The sequence below is a fragment of the Methylomonas sp. Kb3 genome (assembly GCF_002834115.1).
Lineage (GTDB): Bacteria > Pseudomonadota > Gammaproteobacteria > Methylococcales > Methylomonadaceae > Methylomonas > Methylomonas defluvii.
Window position 1 is genome coordinate 64198 of the sequence record NZ_PIZT01000004.1, and the last position, 24367, is coordinate 88564.

At 48.6% G+C, this 24367-nt stretch carries 25 protein-coding genes; 6 read left to right on the forward strand and 19 right to left on the reverse strand.

From position 1 onward, the window contains the following. Positions 1-53: 53 nt before the first annotated feature. Positions 54-158 carry a hypothetical protein gene (locus tag CWO84_RS25230; RefSeq protein ID WP_225893020.1) on the reverse strand — a complete coding sequence of 35 codons (105 nt, stop codon included), beginning with the start codon at positions 156-158 and terminating at the stop codon, positions 54-56. A gap of 118 nt (positions 159-276) precedes the next feature. After that, positions 277-1554: an FAD/NAD(P)-binding oxidoreductase gene (locus CWO84_RS03220; RefSeq protein ID WP_101051781.1), complete on the reverse strand. Its 1278-nt coding sequence runs from the start codon at positions 1552-1554 to the stop codon at positions 277-279. Positions 1555-1759: 205 nt separating this feature from the next. Between CWO84_RS03220 and msrB the strand changes: the two genes are divergently transcribed. From msrB to CWO84_RS03245, 5 genes are read left to right on the forward strand one after another with little or no spacing between them, the layout of a single operon-like run. Further along, the gene (msrB, locus tag CWO84_RS03225) at positions 1760-2152 is read left to right on the forward strand and encodes a peptide-methionine (R)-S-oxide reductase MsrB (RefSeq protein ID WP_101051782.1); all 393 of its coding nucleotides are present in this window, start codon (positions 1760-1762) and stop codon (positions 2150-2152) included. Beyond that, positions 2149-3456, forward strand: coding sequence for a M18 family aminopeptidase (locus tag CWO84_RS03230; RefSeq protein ID WP_101051783.1), 1308 nt, complete (start codon positions 2149-2151; stop codon positions 3454-3456). The genes msrB and CWO84_RS03230 overlap by 4 nt, the downstream gene beginning before the upstream one ends. Before the next feature lie 47 nt (positions 3457-3503). Then, positions 3504-4085, forward strand: coding sequence for a YfiR family protein (locus CWO84_RS03235; RefSeq protein ID WP_101051784.1), 582 nt, complete (start codon positions 3504-3506; stop codon positions 4083-4085). Beyond that, the gene (locus CWO84_RS03240; RefSeq protein WP_101051785.1) at positions 4078-6438 is read left to right on the forward strand and encodes an EAL domain-containing protein; all 2361 of its coding nucleotides are present in this window, start codon (positions 4078-4080) and stop codon (positions 6436-6438) included. The genes CWO84_RS03235 and CWO84_RS03240 overlap by 8 nt, the downstream gene beginning before the upstream one ends. Before the next feature lie 8 nt (positions 6439-6446). Continuing rightward, positions 6447-8606, forward strand: coding sequence for a TonB-dependent receptor (locus tag CWO84_RS03245; protein ID WP_101051786.1), 2160 nt, complete (start codon positions 6447-6449; stop codon positions 8604-8606). On the opposite strand, the gene CWO84_RS03250 is transcribed toward CWO84_RS03245, so the two are convergent. The 9 genes from CWO84_RS03250 to ffh all read right to left on the reverse strand — a co-directional run bounded on the left by CWO84_RS03250 (position 8603) and on the right by ffh (position 14704). Beyond that, on the reverse strand, positions 8603-9025 hold the full coding sequence (locus tag CWO84_RS03250; RefSeq protein ID WP_033157167.1) for a response regulator transcription factor: 423 nt from the start codon (positions 9023-9025) through the stop codon (positions 8603-8605). The two genes, CWO84_RS03245 and CWO84_RS03250, sit on opposite strands and share 4 nt — an antisense overlap. A gap of 95 nt (positions 9026-9120) precedes the next feature. After that, complete coding sequence (gene lpxA / locus CWO84_RS03255; RefSeq protein WP_033157168.1) at positions 9121-9894, reverse strand: acyl-ACP--UDP-N-acetylglucosamine O-acyltransferase; 774 nt, start codon at positions 9892-9894, stop codon at positions 9121-9123. Between the two features lie 2 nt (positions 9895-9896). Next, positions 9897-10781 carry a site-specific tyrosine recombinase XerD gene (gene xerD, locus CWO84_RS03260; RefSeq protein WP_033157169.1) on the reverse strand — a complete coding sequence of 295 codons (885 nt, stop codon included), beginning with the start codon at positions 10779-10781 and terminating at the stop codon, positions 9897-9899. After that, the gene (locus CWO84_RS03265; RefSeq protein ID WP_033157170.1) at positions 10778-11284 is read right to left on the reverse strand and encodes an MGMT family protein; all 507 of its coding nucleotides are present in this window, start codon (positions 11282-11284) and stop codon (positions 10778-10780) included. Before CWO84_RS03265 ends, xerD begins: the two co-directional genes overlap by 4 nt. Positions 11285-11381: 97 nt before the next feature. Continuing rightward, complete coding sequence (gene rplS / locus CWO84_RS03270; protein ID WP_020484866.1) at positions 11382-11729, reverse strand: 50S ribosomal protein L19; 348 nt, start codon at positions 11727-11729, stop codon at positions 11382-11384. A gap of 12 nt (positions 11730-11741) precedes the next feature. Continuing rightward, complete coding sequence (gene trmD, locus CWO84_RS03275) at positions 11742-12482, reverse strand: tRNA (guanosine(37)-N1)-methyltransferase TrmD (RefSeq protein ID WP_033157171.1); 741 nt, start codon at positions 12480-12482, stop codon at positions 11742-11744. 8 nt (positions 12483-12490) lie between these two features. After that, positions 12491-12982: a ribosome maturation factor RimM gene (gene rimM / locus CWO84_RS03280; RefSeq protein ID WP_084153320.1), complete on the reverse strand. Its 492-nt coding sequence runs from the start codon at positions 12980-12982 to the stop codon at positions 12491-12493. Positions 12983-13008: 26 nt separating this feature from the next. Beyond that, on the reverse strand, positions 13009-13260 hold the full coding sequence (gene rpsP / locus CWO84_RS03285; RefSeq protein WP_101051787.1) for a 30S ribosomal protein S16: 252 nt from the start codon (positions 13258-13260) through the stop codon (positions 13009-13011). An 88-nt stretch (positions 13261-13348) separates the two neighbouring features. Continuing rightward, a complete protein-coding gene (ffh, locus tag CWO84_RS03290; RefSeq protein ID WP_033157174.1) occupies positions 13349-14704 on the reverse strand; it encodes a signal recognition particle protein in 1356 nt (451 codons plus the stop codon). 126 nt (positions 14705-14830) lie between these two features. On the opposite strand from ffh, the gene ccsA reads away from it, so the two are divergent. Further along, a complete protein-coding gene (gene ccsA, locus CWO84_RS03295; RefSeq protein WP_033157175.1) occupies positions 14831-15628 on the forward strand; it encodes a cytochrome c biogenesis protein CcsA in 798 nt (265 codons plus the stop codon). A gap of 43 nt (positions 15629-15671) precedes the next feature. Here ccsA and CWO84_RS03300 read toward each other — a convergent pair whose 3' ends face one another. The 8 genes from CWO84_RS03300 to CWO84_RS03335 form a co-directional block, all read right to left on the reverse strand. Next, positions 15672-18167, reverse strand: coding sequence for a 6-hydroxymethylpterin diphosphokinase MptE-like protein (locus CWO84_RS03300; RefSeq protein WP_033157176.1), 2496 nt, complete (start codon positions 18165-18167; stop codon positions 15672-15674). Positions 18168-18273: 106 nt separating this feature from the next. Next, entirely contained in the window at positions 18274-19128 is an 855-nt protein-coding gene (locus CWO84_RS03305) for a flagellin (protein WP_033157177.1), read from the reverse strand. 547 nt (positions 19129-19675) lie between these two features. Then, complete coding sequence (locus CWO84_RS03310; protein WP_033157178.1) at positions 19676-20008, reverse strand: hypothetical protein; 333 nt, start codon at positions 20006-20008, stop codon at positions 19676-19678. Beyond that, complete coding sequence (gene fliS, locus CWO84_RS03315) at positions 20008-20394, reverse strand: flagellar export chaperone FliS (RefSeq protein ID WP_026602079.1); 387 nt, start codon at positions 20392-20394, stop codon at positions 20008-20010. The genes CWO84_RS03310 and fliS overlap by 1 nt, the downstream gene beginning before the upstream one ends. A 15-nt stretch (positions 20395-20409) precedes the next feature. Then, on the reverse strand, positions 20410-21807 hold the full coding sequence (gene fliD, locus CWO84_RS03320; protein ID WP_101051788.1) for a flagellar filament capping protein FliD: 1398 nt from the start codon (positions 21805-21807) through the stop codon (positions 20410-20412). 26 nt (positions 21808-21833) lie between these two features. Further along, positions 21834-22271: a flagellar protein FlaG gene (locus tag CWO84_RS03325; protein ID WP_101051789.1), complete on the reverse strand. Its 438-nt coding sequence runs from the start codon at positions 22269-22271 to the stop codon at positions 21834-21836. 63 nt (positions 22272-22334) lie between these two features. After that, positions 22335-23186 carry a flagellin domain-containing protein gene (locus tag CWO84_RS03330; protein ID WP_020484854.1) on the reverse strand — a complete coding sequence of 284 codons (852 nt, stop codon included), beginning with the start codon at positions 23184-23186 and terminating at the stop codon, positions 22335-22337. A 127-nt stretch (positions 23187-23313) separates the two neighbouring features. Then, positions 23314-24366, reverse strand: a complete 1053-nt coding sequence (locus CWO84_RS03335) for a nucleotidyltransferase family protein (RefSeq protein WP_033157181.1) — start codon at positions 24364-24366, stop codon at positions 23314-23316. Position 24367: the final 1 nt, after the last annotated feature.

Genomic DNA, 24367 nt, shown 5'->3' on the forward strand with positions numbered 1-24367 from the left:
ACATGCTGTCAGGGTTGGTATAAACGCTACCAACCCAATTCCCCAGCAAAAATCTAACAACTCAATACGCGCTCCCCGGCTTTAACACCCAGCTTTTTCAGAATGATCGCCAACGGGCAAAAGCCGCTGAATGACGCCTGCACAAGATTGGCGCCCACAAACGCGGTAAACCAAAGCCAATTCGGCGAATGCCAGCGCGCCAGCGCAGCGCCAGACTGATCAGAACGAACGAGCCGGCAAACGCCATTACCAGACGATCAATAGACATATAGCCTGCTATTTCAAACGCACCACGCCGAGGAATTTCAAGATCATGCGTTCATAAAATGGTTCGCTGATGCCGTTTTTAATCTTGCGCATGAAGTATTTCTCAAAACCGATTTTGGCCAGATGCACCCATTTGCCATGGTTGGACCAAGTGGTATTTCGGGGCGGGATTTGCGGCACGGCCAAGAACGCCACGCCGGTGTCGCCCAAGTCCGCCAGGCACAAAGCGCTTAAACTCGGCATGTCCGACGGCTGTTTGCCGGCTAGTTCGTCGCGGATGTTGTGGGCGGTAGCCGTCACCATGGATTCGATCATGTAACCGGTTTTAGGGGTACCGGTCGGCACCGGGGTTTTCTCCACCGGCGGCAAGGCGATGCAGACCCCGACCGAGTAAATGTTTTTGTAGGTGGGATTACGTTGATGTTGATCTACGATCACGAATCCCCGCGGATTGGTCAAACCTTCCGCGCCGCAATGGCGCACCGCATCTACGCCGGTAAACGCCGGCAGCATCATGGAATGCTTGAACGGCACTTCATGTTTTTTCTTGTCGTTACCGTCTTCATCCACTTCGGTGACATACATCATGCCGGCTTCGATTTTGTCGACTTTAGCGTTGGTGATCCATTTAATGGTTTTGTCGCGCAGCGCACTTTCCAGCAAACCCTTGGTGTCGCCGACCCCGCCGAGGCCCAGGTGGCCGATATATGGCTCGGAGGTGACAAAAGTCATCGGCACTTTGTCGCGGATTTTGCGTTTACGCAGTTCGGTTTCCAGAATCATCAGATATTCGTAAGCCGGGCCGAAACAGGACGCTCCTTGCACCGCGCCAACCACAATTGGACCGGGATCGGCCATAAATTTGTCCCAATCCTCGGCAGCCAATGCAGCATGATCGACATGGCAGACCGACGAGGTATGCCCACCGTGCGGCCCCAAACCCGGTACTTCATCGAAGGCCAGGCGTGGACCAGTGGCGATAATCAAATAGTCGTATTCAACCGAAGAGCCATCCGCCAGATCAATTTTGTTGTTGGCCGGATCGACTTTGGTCGCGGCCTTTTGAATGAAGTTGATGCCTTTTTTCGCCATCACCGGCGCCAGCTCGATTTTCAAATCCTCCGGTTTGCGCCATTTCGGCGGCACCCAGGGATTGGACGGCACAAAGTGGAAAGTCGGCGAATCGGAAATCACCACGACTTCATGCGCATTCCCCACTGTTTCCTTCATTTCGTAAGCCATCGGCACACCGCCGATCCCCGCACCCAACACTACAATTCTTGCCATGACCTTCTCCTCGCTGCTGTTTAGATGAACACACTCTGCATATTAATTATTTTTATAGTGGTGTTATATGCTTCAAAACCTTACGGCTCAAGAACATTAGGACCTCCTGATGCAATGAACTGAAATATTCCCGGCTTTTGATTGCTTTTGATGCCGAGGTAGACTGGGTACAATGCCCACTAATTACAGCATGCGGAACACTACCATGACCGAGAAACACGATACTGAACAAGCCTGGCGCGAGAAGCTAACTCCCGAGCAATATCATGTCTGCCGGGAAAAAGGTACCGAGCCGCCCTTTACCGGCAAATATACCGATTGTGACGAAGCCGGCGTGTACCGCTGTGCCTGCTGCGGTCACGCCCTGTTTACTTCTGAACATAAATTCCATTCCGGCTGCGGCTGGCCCAGTTTTTGGAATCCGCTGAGCTCGGAAAGCCTGGATCAGCACCCCGATAACAGCCACGGCATGCGGCGAATTGAAGTGACCTGCCAGTCCTGTGGCGCTCACCTTGGCCATGTATTCGAAGACGGACCGCAACCAACAGGCCTGCGCTATTGCATTAATTCCGTGGCGCTGACACTGGAAAAATCATGATCTCCGCTCAGCAACAAGTGCAAGATTTGCTGGACTTCATCGACGCCAGCCCCAGCCCTTGGCATGCGGTTGCCAGCATAGAAGGACGATTGCAGGCGCATCAATTCCAACGCATCCAGGAAAGCGATGCATGGTCATTGGCTAGCGGCGGGCGCTACTATGTGATCAGAGACGATTCTTCAATTGCCGCATTCGTCATCGGTAAACAAGCCTTGGCGAAAACCGGCTTCAAAATACTTGGCGCCCATACCGATTCGCCGGGGCTGCGCGTCAAACCGCAGCCGCTGCTCGACTCGGACAATCTGTTGCGTTTGGCTGTTGAAGTATACGGTGGCCCGATTCTCGCTACGTTTACTGACCGTGATCTGAGTCTGGCAGGCCGTATTGCCTACCTGGATAAAAACGGCAACATTGCCAGCCGGCTGCTGCGCTTCGAAGAACCGTTGCTGCGTCTGCCGAATCTGGCGATTCATATGAACCGCGGCGTCAACGAAGACGGCCTGAAGCTAAAAAAACAAAGTGAGTTGCCACTCATTTTCTCGGCCAGTGTCGAGCAACAATTACCGGCCGACCGGTTTCGGCAATTGCTGGAACAAGCCGGCAACATTGCCGCCGAGCGAATTTTAAGTTGGGAGCTCAATGCCTACGACACCCAAAAAGGCACTCTGTGGGGTGACGGGCAGCTGTTTTATGCCGATAGCCAATTGGATAATTTAGCGTCTTGCCATGCCGGACTGACGGCTTTGCTGGATGCGCCGACACTGGATACCGACAGCACGTTGGTCTGTGCGTTTTTCGATCACGAGGAAATAGGCAGCGAAAGCTGCAAAGGCGCGGCCGGCAGTTTCCTGCCGGATGTGCTTGAGCGTATCGCCAATGCGGTAGGCAGTAACCCGGACGACTACCGGCGTTCGCTAGCTAATAGTTTTATGGTTAGCGCGGATATGGCGCATGCCTATCAACCCAACTTTCCCGGTGCCTACGAACCCGGCCACAAAGTTATCGTCAACCACGGGCCGGTCATCAAGGTAAATGTTAACCATCGTTATGCCTCCGAATGCATTTCAGAGGCGACTTTCATCCGCGTTTGCCAGCAAGCCGGCGTGCCTTATCAAAAATACGCGCATCACGGCGACCTACCTTGCGGCAGTACGATAGGCCCGATAGCGTCGGCGAAATTAGGCATCCGCAGTGTCGATGTCGGCTCCCCTATGTGGGCCATGCACAGCATTCGCGAAAGTGCCGGCGTACTCGACCATGCCTATATGATTCGGGCCTTGCGGGGATTTTTCAGCAACCGATAATTTTTCAACTATCCTTGCCTGATGATTTTATCCGGTAGGGAATAACCTTGGTTTCCGTCTTTTCCACTGATGACGCATTGTCGTTGCGGCGCGCTTTTGAGCTCGTAAAGTGGGTAATCCTATGTTGCGTTGTCAGTCAGCCGTCGTCGGCAGACGAACTGAACCTGGAATATAAGGTCAAGGCTGCCTATCTCTATAACTTCACCAAATTCATCACTTGGCCGGAAAAAGCCAGCCCCACCTTTAATATCTGTATCATCGGCCACGACCCTTTCGGCAGTCTGCTGAGCCCGCTGGAGAGCAAGACCGTTCAGGAAAAACCGATTCGCTTGTTCAAATTCGATGCGCCCAAACAGGCGAAAGATTGCGACATCGTCTATTTCGACAATCCCGAACAGCGGGCGGACCTTGCTTTACCCGGTGTATTACTGGTCGGATCGCTGAAAAAATCACTGACGGTCAGTAGTGAGCCGTTTTTTGCCGAATCCGGCGGCATGATCGGCTTTGCACTCGACGACGGCAAAGTCAAACTGCACCTTAACCTCAAGGCTTTGAAGCAAAGCGGTTTTAACGTCAGCGCCAAACTCATCGAAGTTGCCACGCTGGTGGAGGGGGGCGAGCATGAGTAGATTCTTCTCGCGGCTATCCATCAAAGGCAAATTGTTCAGCATCGCCATAACCTCCAGCCTATTTTCCATGCTGTTGGCCTTGGTGATTTTGGTAACGGTGAACGTCACCGAAGTAAAGCGCAAGGCCCAAAGCGACTTAATCGCCGTAGCCAGCCTGATCGCCAACCGAAGTGTGGCTGCAGTGATGTTCGACGACGCCAATTTGGCCAAGGAAAACTTGGTGTCCTTGAATAATCTCCCTGATTTGCGCAGCGCGTGCGTTTACACCAAAAGAGGTCAGCTGTTCACCTCGCTGGACAAGCAATCCGCCACCTGCCCGATCGTATCGCATGGCTTGCGTAATTATTTCGATAAACTCAACCTTTATGTTTATCAGCCCATGCGCCTGGATGACGAAATTGTCGGCGGAATTTTTCTATCCTCCGACCTCAGTGCGGCCTTCTGGCGAGAACTGCAATTTATCGGTGTGGTGCTGATTGTATTGTTTGTGGCTTTATCCATTACCTTTTTGCTGACTGCCCCCTTATTAAACCGGGTGGCGAAACCCATCGCCCAACTGGCTAAAACCGCGCAGAAAGTCAGCCAGGAACACGACTATTCCTTGCGCGCAGCCAAGCACAGCAATGATGAAATGGGCATTTTGGTCGATGCGTTCAACGGTATGCTGGATACCGTGGAGATTCAAAACAAAGCCTTGATTAGTGTCAAAAATAACTTCCAGGCCTTGTACGACAACAACCCGACCATGGTGTTTAACCTGGATATGCAAGGGCAAATCATCTCGGTAAACCGCTTCGGCGCCCGCCAGCTGGGTTTGAGCGTTGAAGAACTGCAAGGCTGCTCTATTTTCAACTTCGCCCATCCCGAAGATATAGGCAACTGCAACCAGTTCTTCCAAATCTGCCGTAATCATCCCGAACAAGTACATAAGCTGGAAAGCCGCATCATCTGCCGCAACGGCAACATCATCTGGGCCAGGGAAACCGCGCGTCTGGTGAAAGACGAAAACAATCGTTCGCACCTGTTGCTGGTTTGCGAAGACATTACCGAAACCCGACGCCTCTCGGAAAAAATCGCTTATCAGGCCAGCCACGACGAATTGACCGGCCTAGTCAACCGCCGCCAATTCGACATCCATATTCAAAACTTGGTGTTGGAGGCGCAAGCCAACGACAGCCATCACGTTTTGTGTTATTTGGATCTGGATCAATTCAAAATCGTCAACGATACCTGCGGCCATCTGGCGGGCGACGAGCTACTACGGCAACTCGGCGAAGTACTGCGCCAACAAGTACGCAGAATGGACATATTGGCTAGACTGGGCGGCGACGAGTTTGGCATCCTGATGTCGTATTGTTCTCTGGAACAAGCCATCATCACCGGAGAAAAGTTACGTAATGCGGTATGCGACTTCCAATTTGCCTGGGAAAATCGCAGTTTCAATATCGGCGTAAGCATTGGTATCGCCCCCATCAATCGCGCTTGCGGCAATGCTGTTGATGTATTGAAAGAAGCCGATGCCGCCTGTTATGCCGCCAAGGAAAAAGGCCGCAACCGAGTACATATATTCAGCCCGGACGATGAAGAACTCACGCTGCGCCAAGGCGAAATGCAATGGGTGGAAAAAATCCGCCTGGGAATCGAGCGAGACCGCTTCCAGTTGTTCGGTCAATTGATCGTACCCATAGCCGCTAATCGTGGTGGTCTGCATTTCGAGACCTTAATCCGCTACCGAGACGATCAAGATAAGGTGATTCCGCCCGGCGCCTTTCTACCTGCTGCGGAACGCTACAATATGGCTTCGCCTTTAGATCGTTGGGTGATCTCCCGTTTGTTCGAGCACTTGGCAACGACACCAGGCTTTCTGGACCGTCTGGAAATGTGCTCGGTCAATCTGTCCGGTTTGTCGCTGTCGGACCAAGCCATGCTGGGCTTTATCGACGAGCAATTCCGCAAATGGCAGATACCCACCCACAAGATTTGTTTCGAAATCACCGAAACAGCGGCTATCAGCAATCTTTCCTATGCCCGGCAATTTATCGATTCGCTGCGCCAAAAAGGCTGCTCGTTCTCCCTGGATGATTTTGGCAGTGGCCTATCGTCTTTCGCTTACCTAAAGAACCTACCGGTCGATTATTTAAAGATAGACGGGCTGTTTGTAAAAGACATACTGGATGATCGGGTGGATTTGACTATGGTTAAAGCGATCAATGAGGTCGCCCATGTAATGGGCAAAAAAACCATCGCCGAATTTGTGGAAAACCAGAGTATTTTCGATCTACTACAAACCTTGGGAGTGAATTACGCACAAGGCTACGGCATTGCCAAACCGGCACCTCTGCGGGAATTATGAGAAATCCTATGCTGAAAACAATGAAGAAACGGCTTTTCAAACACTCTCTAGTCCTTAGTCTCATCGGTCAGCAGGCCTATGCCGACCAAACCGTCAACGATTTTCTGGATTTATCGCCAGCGGAATTAGCCAATATTTCAGTGAGTATTGCCTCGGGTACCGCCAAATCGGTATCGCAATCGGCAGCAGTGACCACCGTTATCACCGCCGAGCAAATTGCCACGATGGGCGCTACCGATCTGCACGAGGTGCTGGAAACCGTACCTGGCATGCATGTTACGATCCAACCGGTGACTAACGACTATAGTTACACGATGCGCGGCATGCGCAATGAAACCAATGCCGAAGTCTTGCTCATGCTCAACGGCACACGTTTCTCCGTGCCCTATCAGGGTACGCATATGGCGGGAATGATTATTCCCGTCGAAAATATTCAACGTGTCGAGGTGATTCGCGGGCCGGGCTCAGCGCTATACGGGGCGGACGCCTTCGCGGGGGTGATTAATATTGTCACCAAAAAGGCCGCGGATATTGATGGCGTCACGGTCGGCGCACGCGGCGGCAATGCCGATACGAAAAGCGCTTGGGGTCAATACGGCGGTAAATGGCAAGGCTGGGATGTGGCAGGTAGCCTGCAATATAGTCATAACGGGGTCGATCCCGAGCGAATCATCGCTGCCGACGCGCAAACCCAAGTCGACCAAGCGTTGGGAACGAATATATCGCTCGCTCCCGGCCCCATGCAAACCCAAAACGAACGCTGGAACGGTCATCTCAGCTTACAGCGCAAACATTGGGATTTGGGATTTTGGGCTTTTAACGAAAGCGATTACGGGTTTCGTTCCGGCGCTTATGGCGCGCTGGATAACAAGGGCAAGGGCGATGGCAGCAATTACTTGGCGGATGTGCGTTATTCCACTGAGGATGATTTGGAGAACTGGGAACTACAAGCACACGCCAGCTTTTTACATAGCGATGTATCCGCCAATATTTACGGGTTTCCGGCCGGCTCAATTTTACCGATTGGCGCGGACAGCAACGTCACCGATCAACTGGCGGCGACCCGAGGCTTGGTGCTATTTCCGGAGGGGCTGCGCTTTGTCGCCGGTTTTAAAAATACTGTACCCAGTTTTGAGTTAACCAGTATTTACAAAGGCTTTTCCGATCATTTAATCCGCATGATCGCCGGCTTCCGCTATGAGGAGATGAACACCCAGGAAGCGCGCAATTACGGCGTAGGTGTTATCAACGGGTCCGGGCTATCGGCATTTCCCGCCATCAATGTTGCTGGCGGTTTACAAGACTTAACTGGAACCCCTCTCACATTCATTGACGACCATCATCGCGACATCTGGTCCGCGGCGATACAAGACGAATGGCAATTTGCCAAGGACTGGCACCTGACCACCGGTTTGCGATTTGACCACTATTCCGACTTTGGCGGCACATTGAACCCCCGCGCTGCGTTGGTCTGGAACATCAATTCTGAGTTGACTGCTAAATTGCTCTATGGACAAGCTTACAGAGCGCCAAGCTTCGTAGAACAATATCAGCAAAACAGTCCGCTTTTCCTTGGTAACCCGGCTTTGAGCCCGGAAACCATCTCAACTACCGAACTGGCATTCGATTATCGTCCAACGAAGAATCTGAGAACCGCGTTGAATTTGTACCATTATGAGATCCGCGATTTGATTAGCGGCCCGATTTCCGGCGCCGGCACGCTAACCGAGCGTAACACGTCAGGTCAAGACGGCTATGGCAGCGAGTTTGAATGGGATTGGAAATTTCACGCAGATTGGAATCTACGCGGTAACTACGCTTGGCAATTTGCCCGCAGCGAAGCGACGCACACCCGGGTTAGCAATGTCCCCGAGCATCATGTTTACACCGCACTCGCCTGGAATTTTATGCCGAAATGGCAGATTCAAACCCAAATTAACTGGATAGGTCACCGCCTTAGCAGCCCGGAAGATACGCGAGTTTTAAAAGATTATGAAACGGTCGACCTAACTTTAAATGCTAAAAAACTGATGGGATATCTGGATCTGACTGCATCCGCTCGGAACCTGTTCGATAGCCATGGCAAGGAACCGGCTACGTCCAGTTACCCTTATAATCAGCCCATCGCCGGACAAACTTTTTATTTCGAGGCTGGTTTACACTTTTAGCTGCTCGCTTGCAGCGAATAATTCCGGTGGATGGCATCCAGAAGATAAGCAACGATCTTACGGCTCAACCAAGCCTCGCCAGCCGCGACTGCGTGGATCATTCTGTTGATATAGGCCGCCAGTGACTGACTATTCTGATAGCCCTTGGCGCCAGCCAACACGCAGTGCAGAATTTGCTCTTCATGCAAGTCATCGCCGATGATCACGATATTACTGGTCGGACTGGCCGCCAATAACAAGTTGGTATAGTCGGGCGTTTGGCTACCGCGCAACGCAAAATTCAGCAAAATGATGTTGGGTTGGAGCTGTTCAGCGGCATTAAGGGCTTGGATCTCATCCGAATAAAACGCAACATCCGCTTCCGCCATCAACATCAGTGGCTGGATTTGGTCGATGTTATCGATTACTTGTATTTTCATGATAAATCTTGCTGTCTGTTAGCTGACTGGCTTGCCACTTTGACCTCCGGAACTAATTTGTTAAATTCCTACGGCATTGCCCCTGACTATTGAATTCAGTTGGTAACATCGATAAATCCGTGTAATCCACGCTTGGAATCGACCGCCAGCCAACGCCTTAAGTATTGCAGCTCTTCGGTAGATTGCAATTCTTCGAGGCTTTTTTTATTTTTCAACAATCTGAACGCGGCGGAAAGCACTTTGTAATTCTCACCTACTATACCGGCTCGCCGTAAGCCCACTATGTTGAGCCGATAATGTTTCGCGGGCCGGCCACCTATCAGCATAAACGGGATCACGTCCATGTTAATCCCCGTAGTGCCTTGCACAATGGCATAAGCGCCGATCCGGCAAAATTGATGCACAACTACCGCCCCGCCCATAAACACGTTATGCCCCACCTCTACATGACCGCCAATCGCCACATTATTGGCAAAAATCGTTTTGTCACCAACCGCGCAATCATGGGCAACGTGGCTGTTGTTCATGAAATAGCAACCTGAACCGATCCTGGTAGCGCTGCCAGCTACTGTAGCCCTATGGGCGGTAAATCCTTCTCGAAACACGTTATTGTCCCCAATCTCTAGCCACGACTCGGTTTGCGCATCAAACCCCAAATCTTGAGGTAAGCCGCCTAGCACAGCGTGCGGGTGTAACACATTACCGTCGCCCATTTTGACATGCGCATGCACTACGGCATGAGCACCTATTTGACTGTTCGACCCTATTACGGCGCCCGCCTCTATCACCGCAAACGGCCCAACGCTGACGTTTTCTCCAAGCATGGCGCCGGTTTCGATAAAAGCGGTGGGATGAATCGATGCAGTCATGGTTAGCCTCTTGGATGATGTTGGGTATGTAATACTTTCAAACGCTGTTGGGCAATATGCGTATAAATTTGGGTAGTGGATAAATCCGAGTGGCCGAGCAGTAGCTGAACCACTCTAAGGTCAGCGCCATGATTCAATAAATGCGTGGCAAACGCATGACGCAGCGTATGCGGCGACAAATGTTTATCGATACCTGCCCGCACAGCATAGCGTTTGATAATGTGCCAAAAAGCCTGTCTGGTCATAGAAGTGCCCCGGGTGGTAACAAACAAATAGTCGCTTTGCCTATTTCCCAGGATTGCTTGTCTGGCAGTATTCAGATAACGTTCCGCCCAATCCATGGCTTCTTCACCAACCGGCACCAGGCGTTCCTTATCGCCTTTACCGACGATGCGCACACAACCTTGCCGGAAATTGATTTGGCTAAACTTCAGTTCGACTAACTCGGACACCCGCAGCCCTGTGGCGTAAAGCATTTCAAGCATCGTTCTATCCCTGAAACCCAACTTGTCGGCAACTTCCGGAGCATTTAACAATAATTCGACGTCGGTTTCTGACAATGAATCAGGCAACGTGCGGCCAAGCTGTGGCGAGTCTATTAATTGGGTAGGATCGATATTAATCTTACCTTCGCGCAGCAAATAACCGTAAAAGCGCCGCAAACAAGAGACAATTCTGGCCGACGAACGGCTGGTTATACCTTGTTGCTGTCGGTTAGCCAAAAAACTCTTGATCGTCGTGTCGTCAACAGCGGTTATATCCTTATCCTTCAGCCACTTCGCAAACAATTTAAGATCGCTGCCGTAAGCCGATAGCGTATTGTCGCTTAATCCAAATTCCAACCACAATGCGTTTAAGAATGCCTCTATGGTCTGCGCCGAATTCATTCCCTGTCCAATCCCAAACCACGCTCGTACTCGAGTAAACGGTGTTTAAGCGCCACAAACTCGCCATCGGCCTGCCCCATAAAACCGCCGATGCCACGCTTTGCCACCACCCGATGACACGGGATAATCCCGGCATAAGGGTTATTTCGGCAAGCCCCCGCTATTGCTCTAGGTCCTGAACCCAGCGTTTCCGCCAACCCCGAATATGTTTCCACTTGCCCGACGGGAATAGCCAATAACGCACTCCAAACCGTATTAGCGTACACGCTACCCTGGCTTAGCAAGGTAACATGCAGTTCGGTTTGCATCGGGTTTAACAGATAACTTTGCACACTAACAGCCTGTGGTGACAAAGTCTTAGTTAACTCTCCGCCAACGTGCCAAGATGCATCCGTAATGATTTCACCGGCCATGGTTAATATCAATTCCGCATTGAGTAGTGGCACGGCGAGCAGGGACTCTTCACCATCCGCAACATTTTGCCAAACGATATGTAAAGGCATCACATCTCTCTTTTGCTATCGGCAAAAAAAAAGGCAGCTGAGCAGGCCGCCTTTTCTCATTACCTGATTCGCTATAAACGAACCAGATTGCAGCGTATTAAGAAAGTTTCTCTTTGATACGTGCGGCTTTACCAGCCAAATCGCGCAGATAATAAAGTTTAGCGCGACGAACGTCACCGCGACGTTTTACTTCGATACTGCCAACCGATGGACTGTGGGTTTGGAAAACACGCTCAACACCCACGCCATGCGAAATTTTTCTGACGGTAAATGCTGAATTCAAACCGCGATTACGTTTAGCAATCACGATGCCTTCAAAAGCCTGTAACCTTTCCCGCGTGCCTTCAGTTACTCTAACTTGCACCACGACAGTGTCGCCAGGTCCGAATTCCGGTACATCTTTTTTCAGCTGTTCAGCTTCCAATTCTTCAATAATTTTACTCATAACCACACCCTATTAAACAACTTCAGTTCTAAATTCTTTCAACAAAGCATCCTGCTCTGCGCTTAATGTTACTTTTCCAAGCATATCAGGGCGCCTAGACCAAGTCCGCCCCAACGCCTGTTTCATACGCCACCGTTTGATTTCAGCATGATTTCCGCCGAGTAGTACATCCGGAACGTCGCCAATATCGCTATGCTCGGGCCGCGTATAATGCGGGCAATCCAACAATCCATCAAAATGCGAATCTTGTTTAGCAGATTCTTCGTCACCAAGTACGCCAGGAATTAACCTGGTAACCGCATCGATTACTACCAAGGCTGCCAGCTCGCCACCGCTGATGACGTAATCCCCCAGCGACCATTCTTCGTCACAGGCATGCTGGATAAAACGTTCGTCTATACCTTCATAGCGACCGGATACGAGGATCAATTGATCATAGCAACTCGCATCCAGCAACAACTCCTGATCAAGCAAACGCCCCTGCGGACTCAAGCAAATCACTTTGCTATTAGCCAAGGCATTATGCTGTTTGGCTGCATCTACCGCGTCGAGCAAAGGTTGGCATTTCATTACCATGCCCGGCCCGCCGCCATAAGGTCTATCATCCACTGTCCGGTGTTTATCGTGCGTGTAATCACGAGGATTCCAAACGGACAAATCAACCAAGCCTCGCTCAATTGCTCTACCAGTTACCCCGTAACCAGCGGCATCCGATACCATATCAGGAAAGAGACTGATAACATCGAAACGCATGCCTTGAGTTAAAAGTCAGGATCCCAATCGACGATAATCAGACCATCGTCAAGATCAATTTTTAAAACAGTACTCTGCTGCAAAAACGGAATCAGACGTTCTGACTCCCCGTCAACTACGACCAAAACATCGTTAGCACCGGTTTCCAACAAATGATCAACTTTACCTAATTGGCAACCCTCTAGATTGCGTACTTCCAGCCCAATCAGATCCGCCCAATAATATTCTCCATCGCTCGCTTTGGGTAATTGTTGCTTGCGAATCAAAATATCCGCGCCCATCAACCCTGCTGCGACATCTCTGTCAGTAATATCTTGCAACTCTGCGACGACCAAACTGCCTTGCCGCCGACCTCCAAGCAATTTAACTTCGTGGAAGTGGCTATTTTTTCGCAGAATCCATGGGGAATACTGCAATATGTTTTCACGGGGATCGGTGAAGGAATAGACTTTTACCCATCCTTTTACACCAAAAACGCCGGACACTTGGCCGACGTTCAAAAAATCCCCTTCTGACAAAGCTAAAATTAAGCGACTGCTTTATCGGCGTCTTTAATCAATCTAGCGACGCGGTCAGTAGGTTGCGCTCCATTGGCTTTCCAGTATTGGACGCGTTCGCTATCCAATACTAATCTTTGCTCACCACCGCGAGCTAAAGGATTGAAAAAACCTACGCGCTCAATGTAACGACCATCGCGACTGCTTCTGCTGTCGGTAACAACAACATGATAGAAAGGACGATTCTTAGCGCCGCCTCTGGACAAACGAATGCTTACCATTTGGATACCTTAAATAACATTGAATCAAAAAACTTAATCAAACTATTCTACGCGATTTTTACAATAAGTGAAGGACAAATTACGACAATCACATTCTCATGCCGCGCATATTGCTCTTCAAGCCGCGCATCATGTTGGCAATATTACCCTTGCTGAATTTTTTCATCATCTTTTCCATCATTTGATGCTGCTTCAACACACGATTTACAGCCTGCAAGTCCAAGCCGCAACCATCGGCGATACGCTGCTTCCGACCGCCTTTAATCAGATCGGGAAAACGCCGCTCTTGTTTGGTCATTGAGTTGATTACGGCAATCTGATGCGCCAGATCTTTGTCGTTGACTTTATCCTTAATATCTTTGGGCACTCCTCCCATACCCGGCAGCTTATCCATCATCGCGCCAAGCCCGCCCATATTTTGCATTTGCTCCAACTGTTCTTTCAAGTCATTCAAATCGAAGCTTTTGCCTTTTTGCAATTTTTTGGCTAATTGCTCGGCCTTTTTCTTATCAACATTTTGCTCGATATTCTCAATCAGCGACAACATGTCGCCCATACCGAGAATACGCGAAGCCAACCGATCAGGATAGAAAGGCTCTAAGGCATCGGTTTTTTCGCCGACACCGATAAACTTAATCGGCTTGCCTGTTATATGCCGAATGGAAAGCGCCGCTCCGCCACGCGCGTCGCCGTCGGCCTTGGTCAGAATGACACCGGTCAATGGCAAGGCATCATGAAAAGCCTTGGCAGTGTTTGCAGCATCTTGACCGGTCATACTATCAACCACAAATAAGGTCTCAATCGGCTTGATTGCGGCGTGCAAAGCTTTGATCTCTGCCATCATCTCGTCATCGACATGCAAACGTCCGGCGGTGTCGACAATTACCACATCTAAAAATTGGCGCTTTGCTGCATCTATAGCCCTGTTGACAATATCGACAGGATTTTCGCTGACATCGCTTTCGAAAAATTTTAATCCAACATCGGCGGCCAACGTCTCCAATTGCTTAATCGCGGCAGGACGATAAACGTCAACACTCACCACGCCTACCTTTTTCTTTTTCTTTTCTTTTAGATGGCGACCTAATTTTGCCACCGTAGTCGTTTTACCCGCACCCTGAAGACCTGCCATCAATACGATTGCCGGCGGGTTGATCCGTAGATTCAGCTCTTCGTTAGCAGAACCCATCACCTTGACCAGCTCGGACTGCACCACTTTGATCATTGCCTGCCCAGGCGTCAAACTGGTTTGCACTTCCTGACCCAACGCGCGCTGAGTAACTTGATCGATAAAATCGGTCACCACCGGCAAAGCAACATCGGCTTCCAGCAAAGCCATTCTTACTTCGCGCATGGTGTCCTGGATATTGCTCTCGGTCAGACGACCTTGGCCTTTAATTTTTTTTAGTGTGCCACTGAGGCGATCAGATAAATTATCAAACATAGCTGCGTCTTTATTTTTCTAGGGTTCCGGCGGATGTCTGCCAACACAAACGGATTACAACAATTGGTCTGCTTAGTTTAACATAACCGTATCGCAACACCTTTTGATTATTCCCCTGCCATCGCCATGTACACCACACCCGCCGGCCTATTTTCGATATTAAGCTATGCGATTGCCGCAACATTGATCGTTAAAGAAATTTTTGGCGCCAAACAGCACCGACTATCCATGCAACTGGCTTGGCTTGGCGCAGGCTTGCATTGCGCCTACACCGTCTTAAACGTACAAAACCATAACGGATTCAACTTCAGTTTTTTCAGTACCGCATCGCTTGCAGGCTTAGTTATTTGCCTTCTGCTGTTAATTGCCTCGCTGGACAAACCTGTGGCAAAACTGGGCGTGTTGATTTTTCCAGTCGCTGCAGCCATGCTGGCTTTAGATATTCATTACCCAGCTACGCCACGCCTGCTTGTGAACCACAATTGGCAGATGAGCACTCACATACTGACATCAATATTGGCATTCAGCCTATTAAATATCGCTGCCTTACAAGCCATTTTATTGGCCGTTCAGGATCAACAATTACGCCATCGCCACCCCAAACGCTTTATGTTGGCTTTACCACCCTTGCAAGCCATGGAATCACTGTTGTTTCAAATGATTGCAACGGGATTACTGTTTTTGACCGCGTCCTTGGTCACCGGCTTCTTTTTCGTAGAGGATTTATTTGCGCAGCATTTGGTTCATAAAACCGTACTATCGATACTGGCCTGGATAATTTTTTCCGCACTACTGTTCGGCAGGATTCGCTATGGCTGGCGTGGGCAAAGCGCAATTCAGTGGACCCTCATAGGCTTTACTTCATTACTATTAGCCTATTTCGGCAGTAAATTGGTTTTGGAATTGATATTGAAAAAAGTTTGACCCCTTAAAAATAGCCCGAGACCACGCAGCACCACATCCGCAGTTAAGATCCAGCAGAAACCAACGCAGCCTTCATGGTGAGAGCAACTTCCAGATCAGGTTTTTGAGCCAAAATATAATCCAGCATCATGATAGCCGCATCATAGATTCCTTGCTCCGTATACAAGTTAGCCAATTTTATTTGCGCCAACGTATCGCTGGGGAATTGGCCGATGTAATTATTGTAGGCGTCTATAGCGACCATCACATCGCCATGCAGCCTTTGCATTTCCGCATATAAGGGTAAGTAGACGGGATTCAATTGCGACAAACACTGTAACGCTAAATTGGCGGTATGAGCGTCATCGCTATCGATACCGATATCCGCAATTCTTATCAGAGCCTGCTCTACCAACACACCACCACCGTCAACAATTTGTCGATATGCATCCAGCGCCTGGGCCGATGCGTGTTGCAATTCGGCCAAGTAACCAGTAATCAAATGGCGATACGGCTCAACCGCCTGCTGATCCTGATGCTTACTCAGACTAATCAGCAAATCACTCAATTCTTCGATTTTTTTATGCTTGAATAACAAGCCCGCCCTTTGCTTTAGACTTGAAAGATTTCCCTGGCTTTTGGCCTTCGCAAAATGCCGAGTATGTTTATCGTGAACAATATCTAAGAAGCGTTTTTCAAAATCGGCAAATTGAGCCCGAACATCTACCGGCACCTCAGCGGCAGTAGCTTTCCACAATCTTGCTCGCCCAAAACTTCTGTCTTTTCGATATTGCTCCATTATCAAACCAAAATCCGGCACATCCGCATATTCCTGTTGCCTGGCCTTAACTCTTTCGACAGCGTCATCCAACAAACACATCAATTTTGCTGCACCTTCCCGATAGGCGTCATAGAAAACATTGCCAAGTTGCTTGGCTTCTTCAGCACTCCATGCCTCATCGTTAAATGCCTTCGTCAACTTTATAAAACTTCTGATACCAAAGCTTTTTACCAACTTGCTGTAATGCCTATGTTCTCGCTTAAACTTCTTCTCGATCTGATCCAGTCTTTTTTTATCCTTATAGTTTCCAATGACCCCATCGGCACTATACATCTCGTCGTTGACACGGCGCGCATTCTCCGCCAGACGAGCAATTCCTTTGATCTGAAATTGAGCACGCCCCAACTCATCAAGAATTTGTTTGTGATATTTACTATGTTCAGCGGATTCGCTAACGCGCTCGGCTACGATTTCAGCCACATTAATGGAGCCATCCCCAAATTCAATTTCGGATATGGGTAAATACTCGATATTTTCGACTTTGGCAGAACCACCGGAAATATTGAAAATCCGACATCCCATGCCAGACAACTGTTTCGCCTGGAAACTCAGTGAGAGAATGGCTTGAGCGAAGTCGCAACTTGTAGGCGCCATAAAACCGGCATTTGTCTCTACTTGCAACGATGTCAAATTAAAGCGTGGCCCGGCCATTTGCTCGTCGCTACCGGTGGCGTGAGTGAAGCCTTCCCTGGTGAAGCATAAGTCTACGCCGGCGAGCACCATTCTTTTGAAGCCAAAATGATACGCCACGCTCAACGCAGTATTGGTCACAGTCGGCCCCGCACTGCCAATATTCGCTACGTTCAGTGGCGACGGCCAAGGCAGTCGCGGACCAAGATAGAACCCAAGACCATGCCATTGGTTAACTAAAGTGGGGACAGTGTGGTATGAATACACAAAAATCGGCTTGCTGCTGAACTCGAGCATTTCCTTGCTGATATCAAAGCTCAGCTCAGTCGGATCCACCGAAAACACAAAATCCGGCTCGATATTGGCTTGTAATAACTGGCGAGAAATTCTGGAAACCGCAAAAACCACAACGTCGTTCCGATGCGATCTGAGCCATGGTAAAACCTCATCAAGCGAGGGACCACCCGCCAAAATTAATACCGTATTATCGACAAAGGCCTTTTCCAGCACTTTTGCCGGCCTTTGGTTATCGGCTAGGTTAATAATCTGTCTGGCAATAAACGCCTCGCTACCCAGCTCGACGCTAATTTGCCAATGCAGTTGCGATAGAACTTCCGTGATATGCCAACTTAGCTCTGCATACTCCTCTATATAATCGTCTTGCGCACAAATTGCATTGTAGGAGCGTACTGCGTTGATATACAAATAGTCGTTTATTTTGAAATTTTTAATAGCCTCCGGCCATTGCTCCAAACCAACACACAGAATCTTCTCATCCAAGCCATCAAGCAATTGGTTTTGTTTTAAAGCCTGCAAAACACCTTCCGGCTCAATGAAGAGGTAGCGCGTACCCTTTGGTAAAAACTTGCTTTGCAAGTATTTTGGCAATAACCCTGAATCCGTGCCGATAACCACATTAAGTGTATCTTCTGCAAACAGATCCTTACCAAACTTCGCGTCAAACAATACTCCAGCACTCACTCTATCGAAGCTGTTTCTATTCAGGTTGAAAAAATATTTTTCACCAAAATTATTTACGCTTATTGGCCCTAAGTCATATTGTCTCACCTGATCAAGTTCATCATCCATTTGCTACTTCTTGATTAAAGTTTACGGAATCTCACTAGCGATGTATCAGCTTAGCATTCCTTTATTCAAATACACCGTGAATTCAGACTAAATACTGCGGCTACTTTTATTTCAATAGCTGCAATACGCCTTGGGTTACCTGATTAGCCTGAGCCAACATTGCCGTACCGGCCTGCTGCAGAATCTGACTGCGGCTTAAATTCGCAGTTTCGGCAGCGAAATCGGCGTCCATGATCCGCGAACGTGCAGAGCTTTGATTTTCAATAGAAGATTGCAGATTCGATATAGTGGTGGAAAACCGATTTTGAATTGCACCTAAATTCGAACGAAATGTATCGATTCTTCTGATTGCCGTGTCAATAGCGTTGATTGCTGAGCGCACATTTCCCGAGGTAGCCGCTGATCCAATTGAATGCTTATTACCAAAAAGCGCGCTTAAACTTGTCACAGCCAGCAGATCGGATACCGTAACCGATATTTGATTGTCTGCCGCCGTGTTAGCTCCAATTTGAAAGTTCGCATTCTTTAAAGAACCGTTTAGAATTTTTTTGCCGTTGAATTCGGTATTTTGAATAATCCTTTTAACCTCTGCACCCAATTGCTTAAATTCGGTATGAAGCTTTTGCCTATCTTCACCGCTAACAGCCGCTCTGTTGGCCGCCTGAATTGCTAAATCCCTCATCCTTTGCAACGTTTCAGTGATTGTACCCATCCCAGCTTCCGCAGTTTGCGCCATGGAGATACCGTCGTTGGCATTGCGCATAGCAACAGTCATACCGCGAATTTGCGATGTCATCCGGTCGGCAATCGCCAAACCGGCGGCATCGTCTTTAGCACTGTTGACTCTGAGACCTGATGATAAGCGCTCCATAGACATTTGCAGGCTATCGTTAGTCCGCGTCAGAAACTTCTGACTATTCAATGACGCGATGTTTGTATTGATGACCATTGATGATGGCATGATCGTTCTCCCGGTTGATACTAAATGGAATAGGCATTATTGCCGCCACTAAACATCAATCACTTTTCATGCCAATGTATAAAAATCCCTTTTAAATTCAATAATTAAAAAAATAATACGCTATTAGCATCATCAAGAACGGCTAAAACACACCCGATCAAAGGCCGTTTCGCCAATTAAACAGCCTTAAGCCAATTAGAACGACATTTTTTTGACTCGCCCCTCCGAAATACCTTACCTAGAAGAACCACATACCAAATACCCCCAATAAAAACAAAAAAATTGAATTAAATCAACAATATACACAAGAATCACATAACTTGAGGATCGCTATTTCAATATACGAAAGGATTACAAAAACGTCGAAGAGCGCTGCAAGCTGAAATCAGGCAAACAATTGAGAACCTTAGAAGAACACACAGAGGAGCGGCATTTCATTGCCGCCAGAACAACAATCAAGAAATTAAGGGGTATATCGATACACTGAACAGCGTGTTGGAACGGGATGAACCCGGGGAAAAACGGGGATAAGTCTGAATCAGATGACTTAGTAACTGTTATAAGCCTGCATTGCCTTGCGGCCGCGATCCAAGACCGCTTGCTGAGCAGCCGAGAGCGACTTTTGCTCTTCGATATAAGAAATAAAAACCGAATCCTGCTCAAGCATCGACTGAGCTACTTGCTTGACAAGTAGTTTTTTATGCTCGGGCAAGCACGCCACGCCCGCAAAAAACTGTTCTAAACAAACTTGCCTTTTATCCAAAATATCAGCCAGACCCTCCCATTCCGCCTTTAGTATGCACTCTTGGATATTGTCGGCAAAACCTTGTAATTGTTGCTGCCACTCCAAGAAATTAGGATCCGGGAAATCAAGAGACATCAGGCAATCGCATCCCAGGCTTCTTTGACGTCTTTCATCAATACAGTTACCTCGTTTAATATGTCCTCGCTGTTTTCACTGCTTGCCTGTAACAGCCGAAAGTTGATGTAATCGTACAATTGGCGAAGATTGACGGCAATTTCGCCACCCTGCTCTAGGTCAAGCACCTCGTTCAGACCACCAACTATGCCAATTGCCTTGGATATATAGATACTTTTCGCTTCCATATCCCCGTGAGTAATTGCACCTTTAGCAGAATTGATTCGAGCCAAGAACCCTTCCATCAACATTTGAATCAGCCGATGGGGAGATTCCTCGCCAAAATTGCTGGAGGTATGGACCTCTGCGTATTGTCTAGCGCCTTTTCTATGAGCATCAACGTACATGGGAAAACCTCTTCATTACAATTTGCTGATCCAGTTACTTAGAAAAGAACCGGTTGATTTAAATTTACCTACATTGACGTCCATGGCTGTGAATTGTTTTTGCAAAGTCTTTTGCAAATTATCCAGCCTAACCTGCACGTCGGCTTTACGGCTATCCAATGCTGACAATTGTTTTTTCAGCGATGTTTGCTGACTATCCAACGGCCCACCCGATTGCAATACGTTATCCAATTTTGAATAAAGCCGGGTCGCTACGCCATCAGACGACGAAAACACGTCACTTACAGATTGTAAACTGGCACTCAATGCGGTGTTAAGCTGCGTGCTATCCAATGACATCACGCCATCTTTATCTATTTTTATGCCGATCATGGCTAGCGAGTTATAGTTGCCCGTTGCTGAAGAAACCGGATTTGCCGAATCCTGCCTGACTTGAGAAGTCACGTAACGCAGGGTAGCATCGCCGATTAACGCACCATTTCCGGAACTACTACCGCCAGTACCTCCACCGTATTTGCCCAAATCTTTGGAAGTGGTATGTAACTTGTTGTACGCAGTGACGAAACTTGTCAGCGTTTTATTGACAGCCTCATTGTCCAAACTAACATCGACGTTTACTTTGGTACCGACTTGAGCAGATTTCAAATCTAAGGTCAGACCTTGGATGACATCGGTTATGGAATTGGTGCTTCGCGTCGCGGTTTGACCATCGACTTTGATAATAGCGTCGGTAGCCGTTGTCTGAGCACTCAGATTAGAAGAAAAAATTTGTGACAATCCTGACGTATCGGCGTTGTTACCATCGTCATCGGTACCCGTCACAGTAAATGCATTGGCGAGTCCTGAATTTTTGGCTGTGAGGACTAACTTGGAAATCGTGCCGGTGCCGGTCGAGTTGTCGACGTTAACGATACTCGCAGTAACGGAGGTATTGCCGGAAGCGTTGTTGATAGCGTCCCTGATCCCCAGCAACGTGTTATTGCCCGAAGCAACCGTCACATTGAACGAAGCTCCGGCGGTGGTTGCGATAGTCAAAGATCCAGTCCCAACGGTGGCAGCCGAGTTGGCAAACTCCCCCGAAATAGATTTTTGCGCCTTCGCCAACTGGGTAACTTCGACGGCATAAGACCCGGCCACGGATCCTGCACCCGCCGCGACTTTTAGGATAGATTCGTCGGCAGACGCGGCTTTATGCGTTTTAAACAGGTTCCCATCTTTAAGTTTGCTTACGACCGTCTGGAAATCGGACAACGCGCTTTTCAAGGTCCCCAACCCACTCAAGCGCGTATTCGTTGTGTCTTGTTGCCGCTGTATCGAATTCAGTGCCGGCTGACCTTCAGCTGTCACCAATTGCGACACGAGGGTGCCAATATCGATACCGCTACCAATACCCGTCGACGAAACTATGCTCATGACACTCTCCTCATCCGACTAACTTACTAAGCACGATCCTGAATCATAGAGCCTTGTTGGCCATCTAACTCCTGCATTCTTCTGATAAACGCCAGCATTTCTTCGGACGGAATTTGCCGCACGACATCACCCGTTTCACTATCAACGACTTTCACCACTAATTCCTTGGTTGAATCATCTACTTTGAATTGGAGATTACGGTTAACCGATTGGAGCAACGAATTCCCTTTATCCGCCGCTTTTTTTACCGAATCGAAAGAAGGTTTGGCCTCATTCTGTTTGTCCTGATCTTGATTAGAAACTGAAGAGGACACAGTCGAGTCATTTTGCAACGCGGAAATACCAGGGTTACGCTTGTCAGCGTCGATCCTGGCTCCCGCAAATGATTTTTCATCCGTTTGCTTATCAGCTTTAGCAACAGTCACGGGAGATAGCTTTAACACATTTGAAATCTCACTGTTCATGACATTCACCTTATGCTTTTCGTATTAAACGGGAGGTTACGGTCCGCAACCCCCCAATCAAAACTACCTTAGCAAACTCAACACGGATTGACCGGACTGATTAGCCTGAGCCAGCATCGCTGTACCGGCTTGTTGCAATATTTGCGTTTTGCTCAAATTGGATGTCTCTGTGGCAAAATCGGCATCCAAGATACGGGATCTAGCGGCGCTTTGGTTTTCTATCGAAGACTGCAGATTGGCTACAGTAGTAGTGAACCTGTTTTGAATAGCACCCAAAGTTGACCTGAAAGTATCGATCTTTTTGATCGCACTATCAATAGCTGAAATTGCCGATCTCACTTTGGCGGAAGCCGCACCCGAGCCGATCGAATATCCCGCAGCGCCAAACAAGGCACTAAGACTGTTAACTTTTTCCAAGTTAGAAACAGTAACAGAGACTTGGTTGTCTGTCGTGGTATTGGCACCCACTTGGAAGTTAGCACCCGCCAATGAGCCGTTCAAGATTTTTTTACCGTTAAATTCGGTATTCTGAATAATCCTTTTAATCTCAAGGCCCAGTTGTTTAAATTCGGTTTGAAGTTTGTCCCGGTCGGAACCACTCACCGCAGCCCTGTTGGCCGCTTGAACCGCAAGGTCACGCATACGTTGCAATGTATCGGTAATAGCTCCCATCCCGGATTCAGCTGTTTGCGCCATCGAAATGCCGTCGTTGGCGTTTCTCACTGCTACGGTCATACCGCGAATTTGCGATGTCATTTTATCGCTGATGGCTAAACCTGCCGCGTCGTCTTTTGCAGAGTTAATCCGCAAACCCGAAGACAACCGCTCCATTGATGTCGCCAGTGAATCGTTGGTTTTATTTAAAAAACGTTGACTGTTCAACGAATTGACGTTTGTGTTGATTACCATTGCCATGATGTTACCCTCCAAATTTCGAGAACGTTCAGCGCTTCGAAGATTTTGTGTTGTGTTGAATTAAAAAGATTTGTTTCAAACTCGAATGATGTATCGGCCCGAATTTGGAGAACTTTAACCCTCTCATTCAGAAATACTTGGCGAATTCGCCCTGTGCCCTTAGAAAATCGGCTTCGCGTCCTATGTCCAACCAATAGTCATTGACCGGAAACATAGAGACTATCTCGCCTGCAGCCACTTGCTGGTTTAATAAGGTCGGCATATCCAGCTTTTTCTGGGCTGAGATGCTATTAATCAAACTGTGATCCAGCACATAAATTCCCGCGTTGGCTAAGCAGCTTTGCAAGGGTTTTTCTTCAATCCCCACCACTCTTTGCTGCTCCAATCTCACGACACCGTAAGGAATTTGGTACTCGTATTGGCGCACACACAAGGTAGCAATCGCTTGCTGTTCGTTGTGATAGGCCAACAATCTGGAAAAGTCGATCTGGGTCAGAATATCGCCATTCATCACAATCAACGGCACATCCGGCAAATTGTCCGGCATTAAACCGATTGCGCCGGCAGTCCCCATCGGTTCGGTCTCATCAATATAGTCGATCTTAATTCCCCAACGTCCGCCATCTCCAAAGTAGTCTTTGATTTGCTGCGCTCGGTAATGCACGGCTATATAAAACTGTCGAAACCCTGACTTAACGAAATTCTCGATGATGGTTTCCAAAATGGGCTTGCCGCCGATTTCTAACAGCGGCTTGGGGCATTCGTCCGTATAGGGACGCAAACGGGTACCGAATCCACCCGCCATCAAAAATACCGGATTGGGGAATGCCGGCTGCTTGTAAAGCGCCTGCAACGACTCCAGCCGCACCACCCTGCCCTGTTCATCGACAACCGGCAATTGGTAGAGATGATGACCCTCCATCATGGCAATCAACTGGGTCTTACTGTCATTTAAAGCGGCAACTTTCGGCCGCTTATTCATCACCTCGAAAACCGGATGTTCCAGGGATAAGCCGCGAATCAAGGCGCGACGAATATCGCCATCCGTCACCACACCCAGCAGTTTTTCTTGGTCGTCCACGACCAAAGCAATCTGCAATGCCGCGCGATCAATCACCTCGATGGTCGCTCGCAACGTCGCTTCCGGACGAATCAATACCTGCTGCCAATGCTGTTTCATT

Bases quoted from the DNA above. Each gene is read 5' to 3' on its own strand.
- rpsP (WP_101051787.1), bottom strand. From the start codon at position 13,260: ATGGTAAGCATTCGTTTGTCCAGAGGCGGCGCTAAGAATCGTCCTTTC.
- CWO84_RS03230 (WP_101051783.1), top strand. From the start codon at position 2,149: ATGATCTCCGCTCAGCAACAAGTGCAAGATTTGCTGGACTTCATCGAC.
- CWO84_RS03240 (WP_101051785.1), top strand. From the start codon at position 4,078: ATGAGTAGATTCTTCTCGCGGCTATCCATCAAAGGCAAATTGTTCAGC.
- CWO84_RS03220 (WP_101051781.1), bottom strand. From the start codon at position 1,554: ATGGCAAGAATTGTAGTGTTGGGTGCGGGGATCGGCGGTGTGCCGATG.
- CWO84_RS03265 (WP_033157170.1), bottom strand. From the start codon at position 11,284: ATGCCTTTACATATCGTTTGGCAAAATGTTGCGGATGGTGAAGAGTCC.
- msrB (WP_101051782.1), top strand. From the start codon at position 1,760: ATGACCGAGAAACACGATACTGAACAAGCCTGGCGCGAGAAGCTAACT.
- fliS (WP_026602079.1), bottom strand. From the start codon at position 20,394: ATGTACGTTGATGCTCATAGAAAAGGCGCTAGACAATACGCAGAGGTC.
- lpxA (WP_033157168.1), bottom strand. From the start codon at position 9,894: ATGACTGCATCGATTCATCCCACCGCTTTTATCGAAACCGGCGCCATG.
- CWO84_RS03300 (WP_033157176.1), bottom strand. From the start codon at position 18,167: ATGGATGATGAACTTGATCAGGTGAGACAATATGACTTAGGGCCAATA.
- fliD (WP_101051788.1), bottom strand. From the start codon at position 21,807: ATGAGCATAGTTTCGTCGACGGGTATTGGTAGCGGTATCGATATTGGC.
- xerD (WP_033157169.1), bottom strand. From the start codon at position 10,781: ATGAATTCGGCGCAGACCATAGAGGCATTCTTAAACGCATTGTGGTTG.
- CWO84_RS03325 (WP_101051789.1), bottom strand. From the start codon at position 22,271: ATGAACAGTGAGATTTCAAATGTGTTAAAGCTATCTCCCGTGACTGTT.
- CWO84_RS03245 (WP_101051786.1), top strand. From the start codon at position 6,447: ATGCTGAAAACAATGAAGAAACGGCTTTTCAAACACTCTCTAGTCCTT.
- CWO84_RS03250 (WP_033157167.1), bottom strand. From the start codon at position 9,025: ATGAAAATACAAGTAATCGATAACATCGACCAAATCCAGCCACTGATG.
- CWO84_RS03305 (WP_033157177.1), bottom strand. From the start codon at position 19,128: ATGCCATCATCAATGGTCATCAATACAAACATCGCGTCATTGAATAGT.
- CWO84_RS03335 (WP_033157181.1), bottom strand. From the start codon at position 24,366: ATGAAACAGCATTGGCAGCAGGTATTGATTCGTCCGGAAGCGACGTTG.
- ffh (WP_033157174.1), bottom strand. From the start codon at position 14,704: ATGTTTGATAATTTATCTGATCGCCTCAGTGGCACACTAAAAAAAATT.
- trmD (WP_033157171.1), bottom strand. From the start codon at position 12,482: ATGCGTTTCGATGTTATCAGTCTCTTTCCTGATATGGTATCGGATGCC.
- CWO84_RS03310 (WP_033157178.1), bottom strand. From the start codon at position 20,008: ATGTCTCTTGATTTCCCGGATCCTAATTTCTTGGAGTGGCAGCAACAA.
- CWO84_RS03330 (WP_020484854.1), bottom strand. From the start codon at position 23,186: ATGGCAATGGTAATCAACACAAACGTCAATTCGTTGAACAGTCAACGT.
- rplS (WP_020484866.1), bottom strand. From the start codon at position 11,729: ATGAGTAAAATTATTGAAGAATTGGAAGCTGAACAGCTGAAAAAAGAT.
- ccsA (WP_033157175.1), top strand. From the start codon at position 14,831: ATGTACACCACACCCGCCGGCCTATTTTCGATATTAAGCTATGCGATT.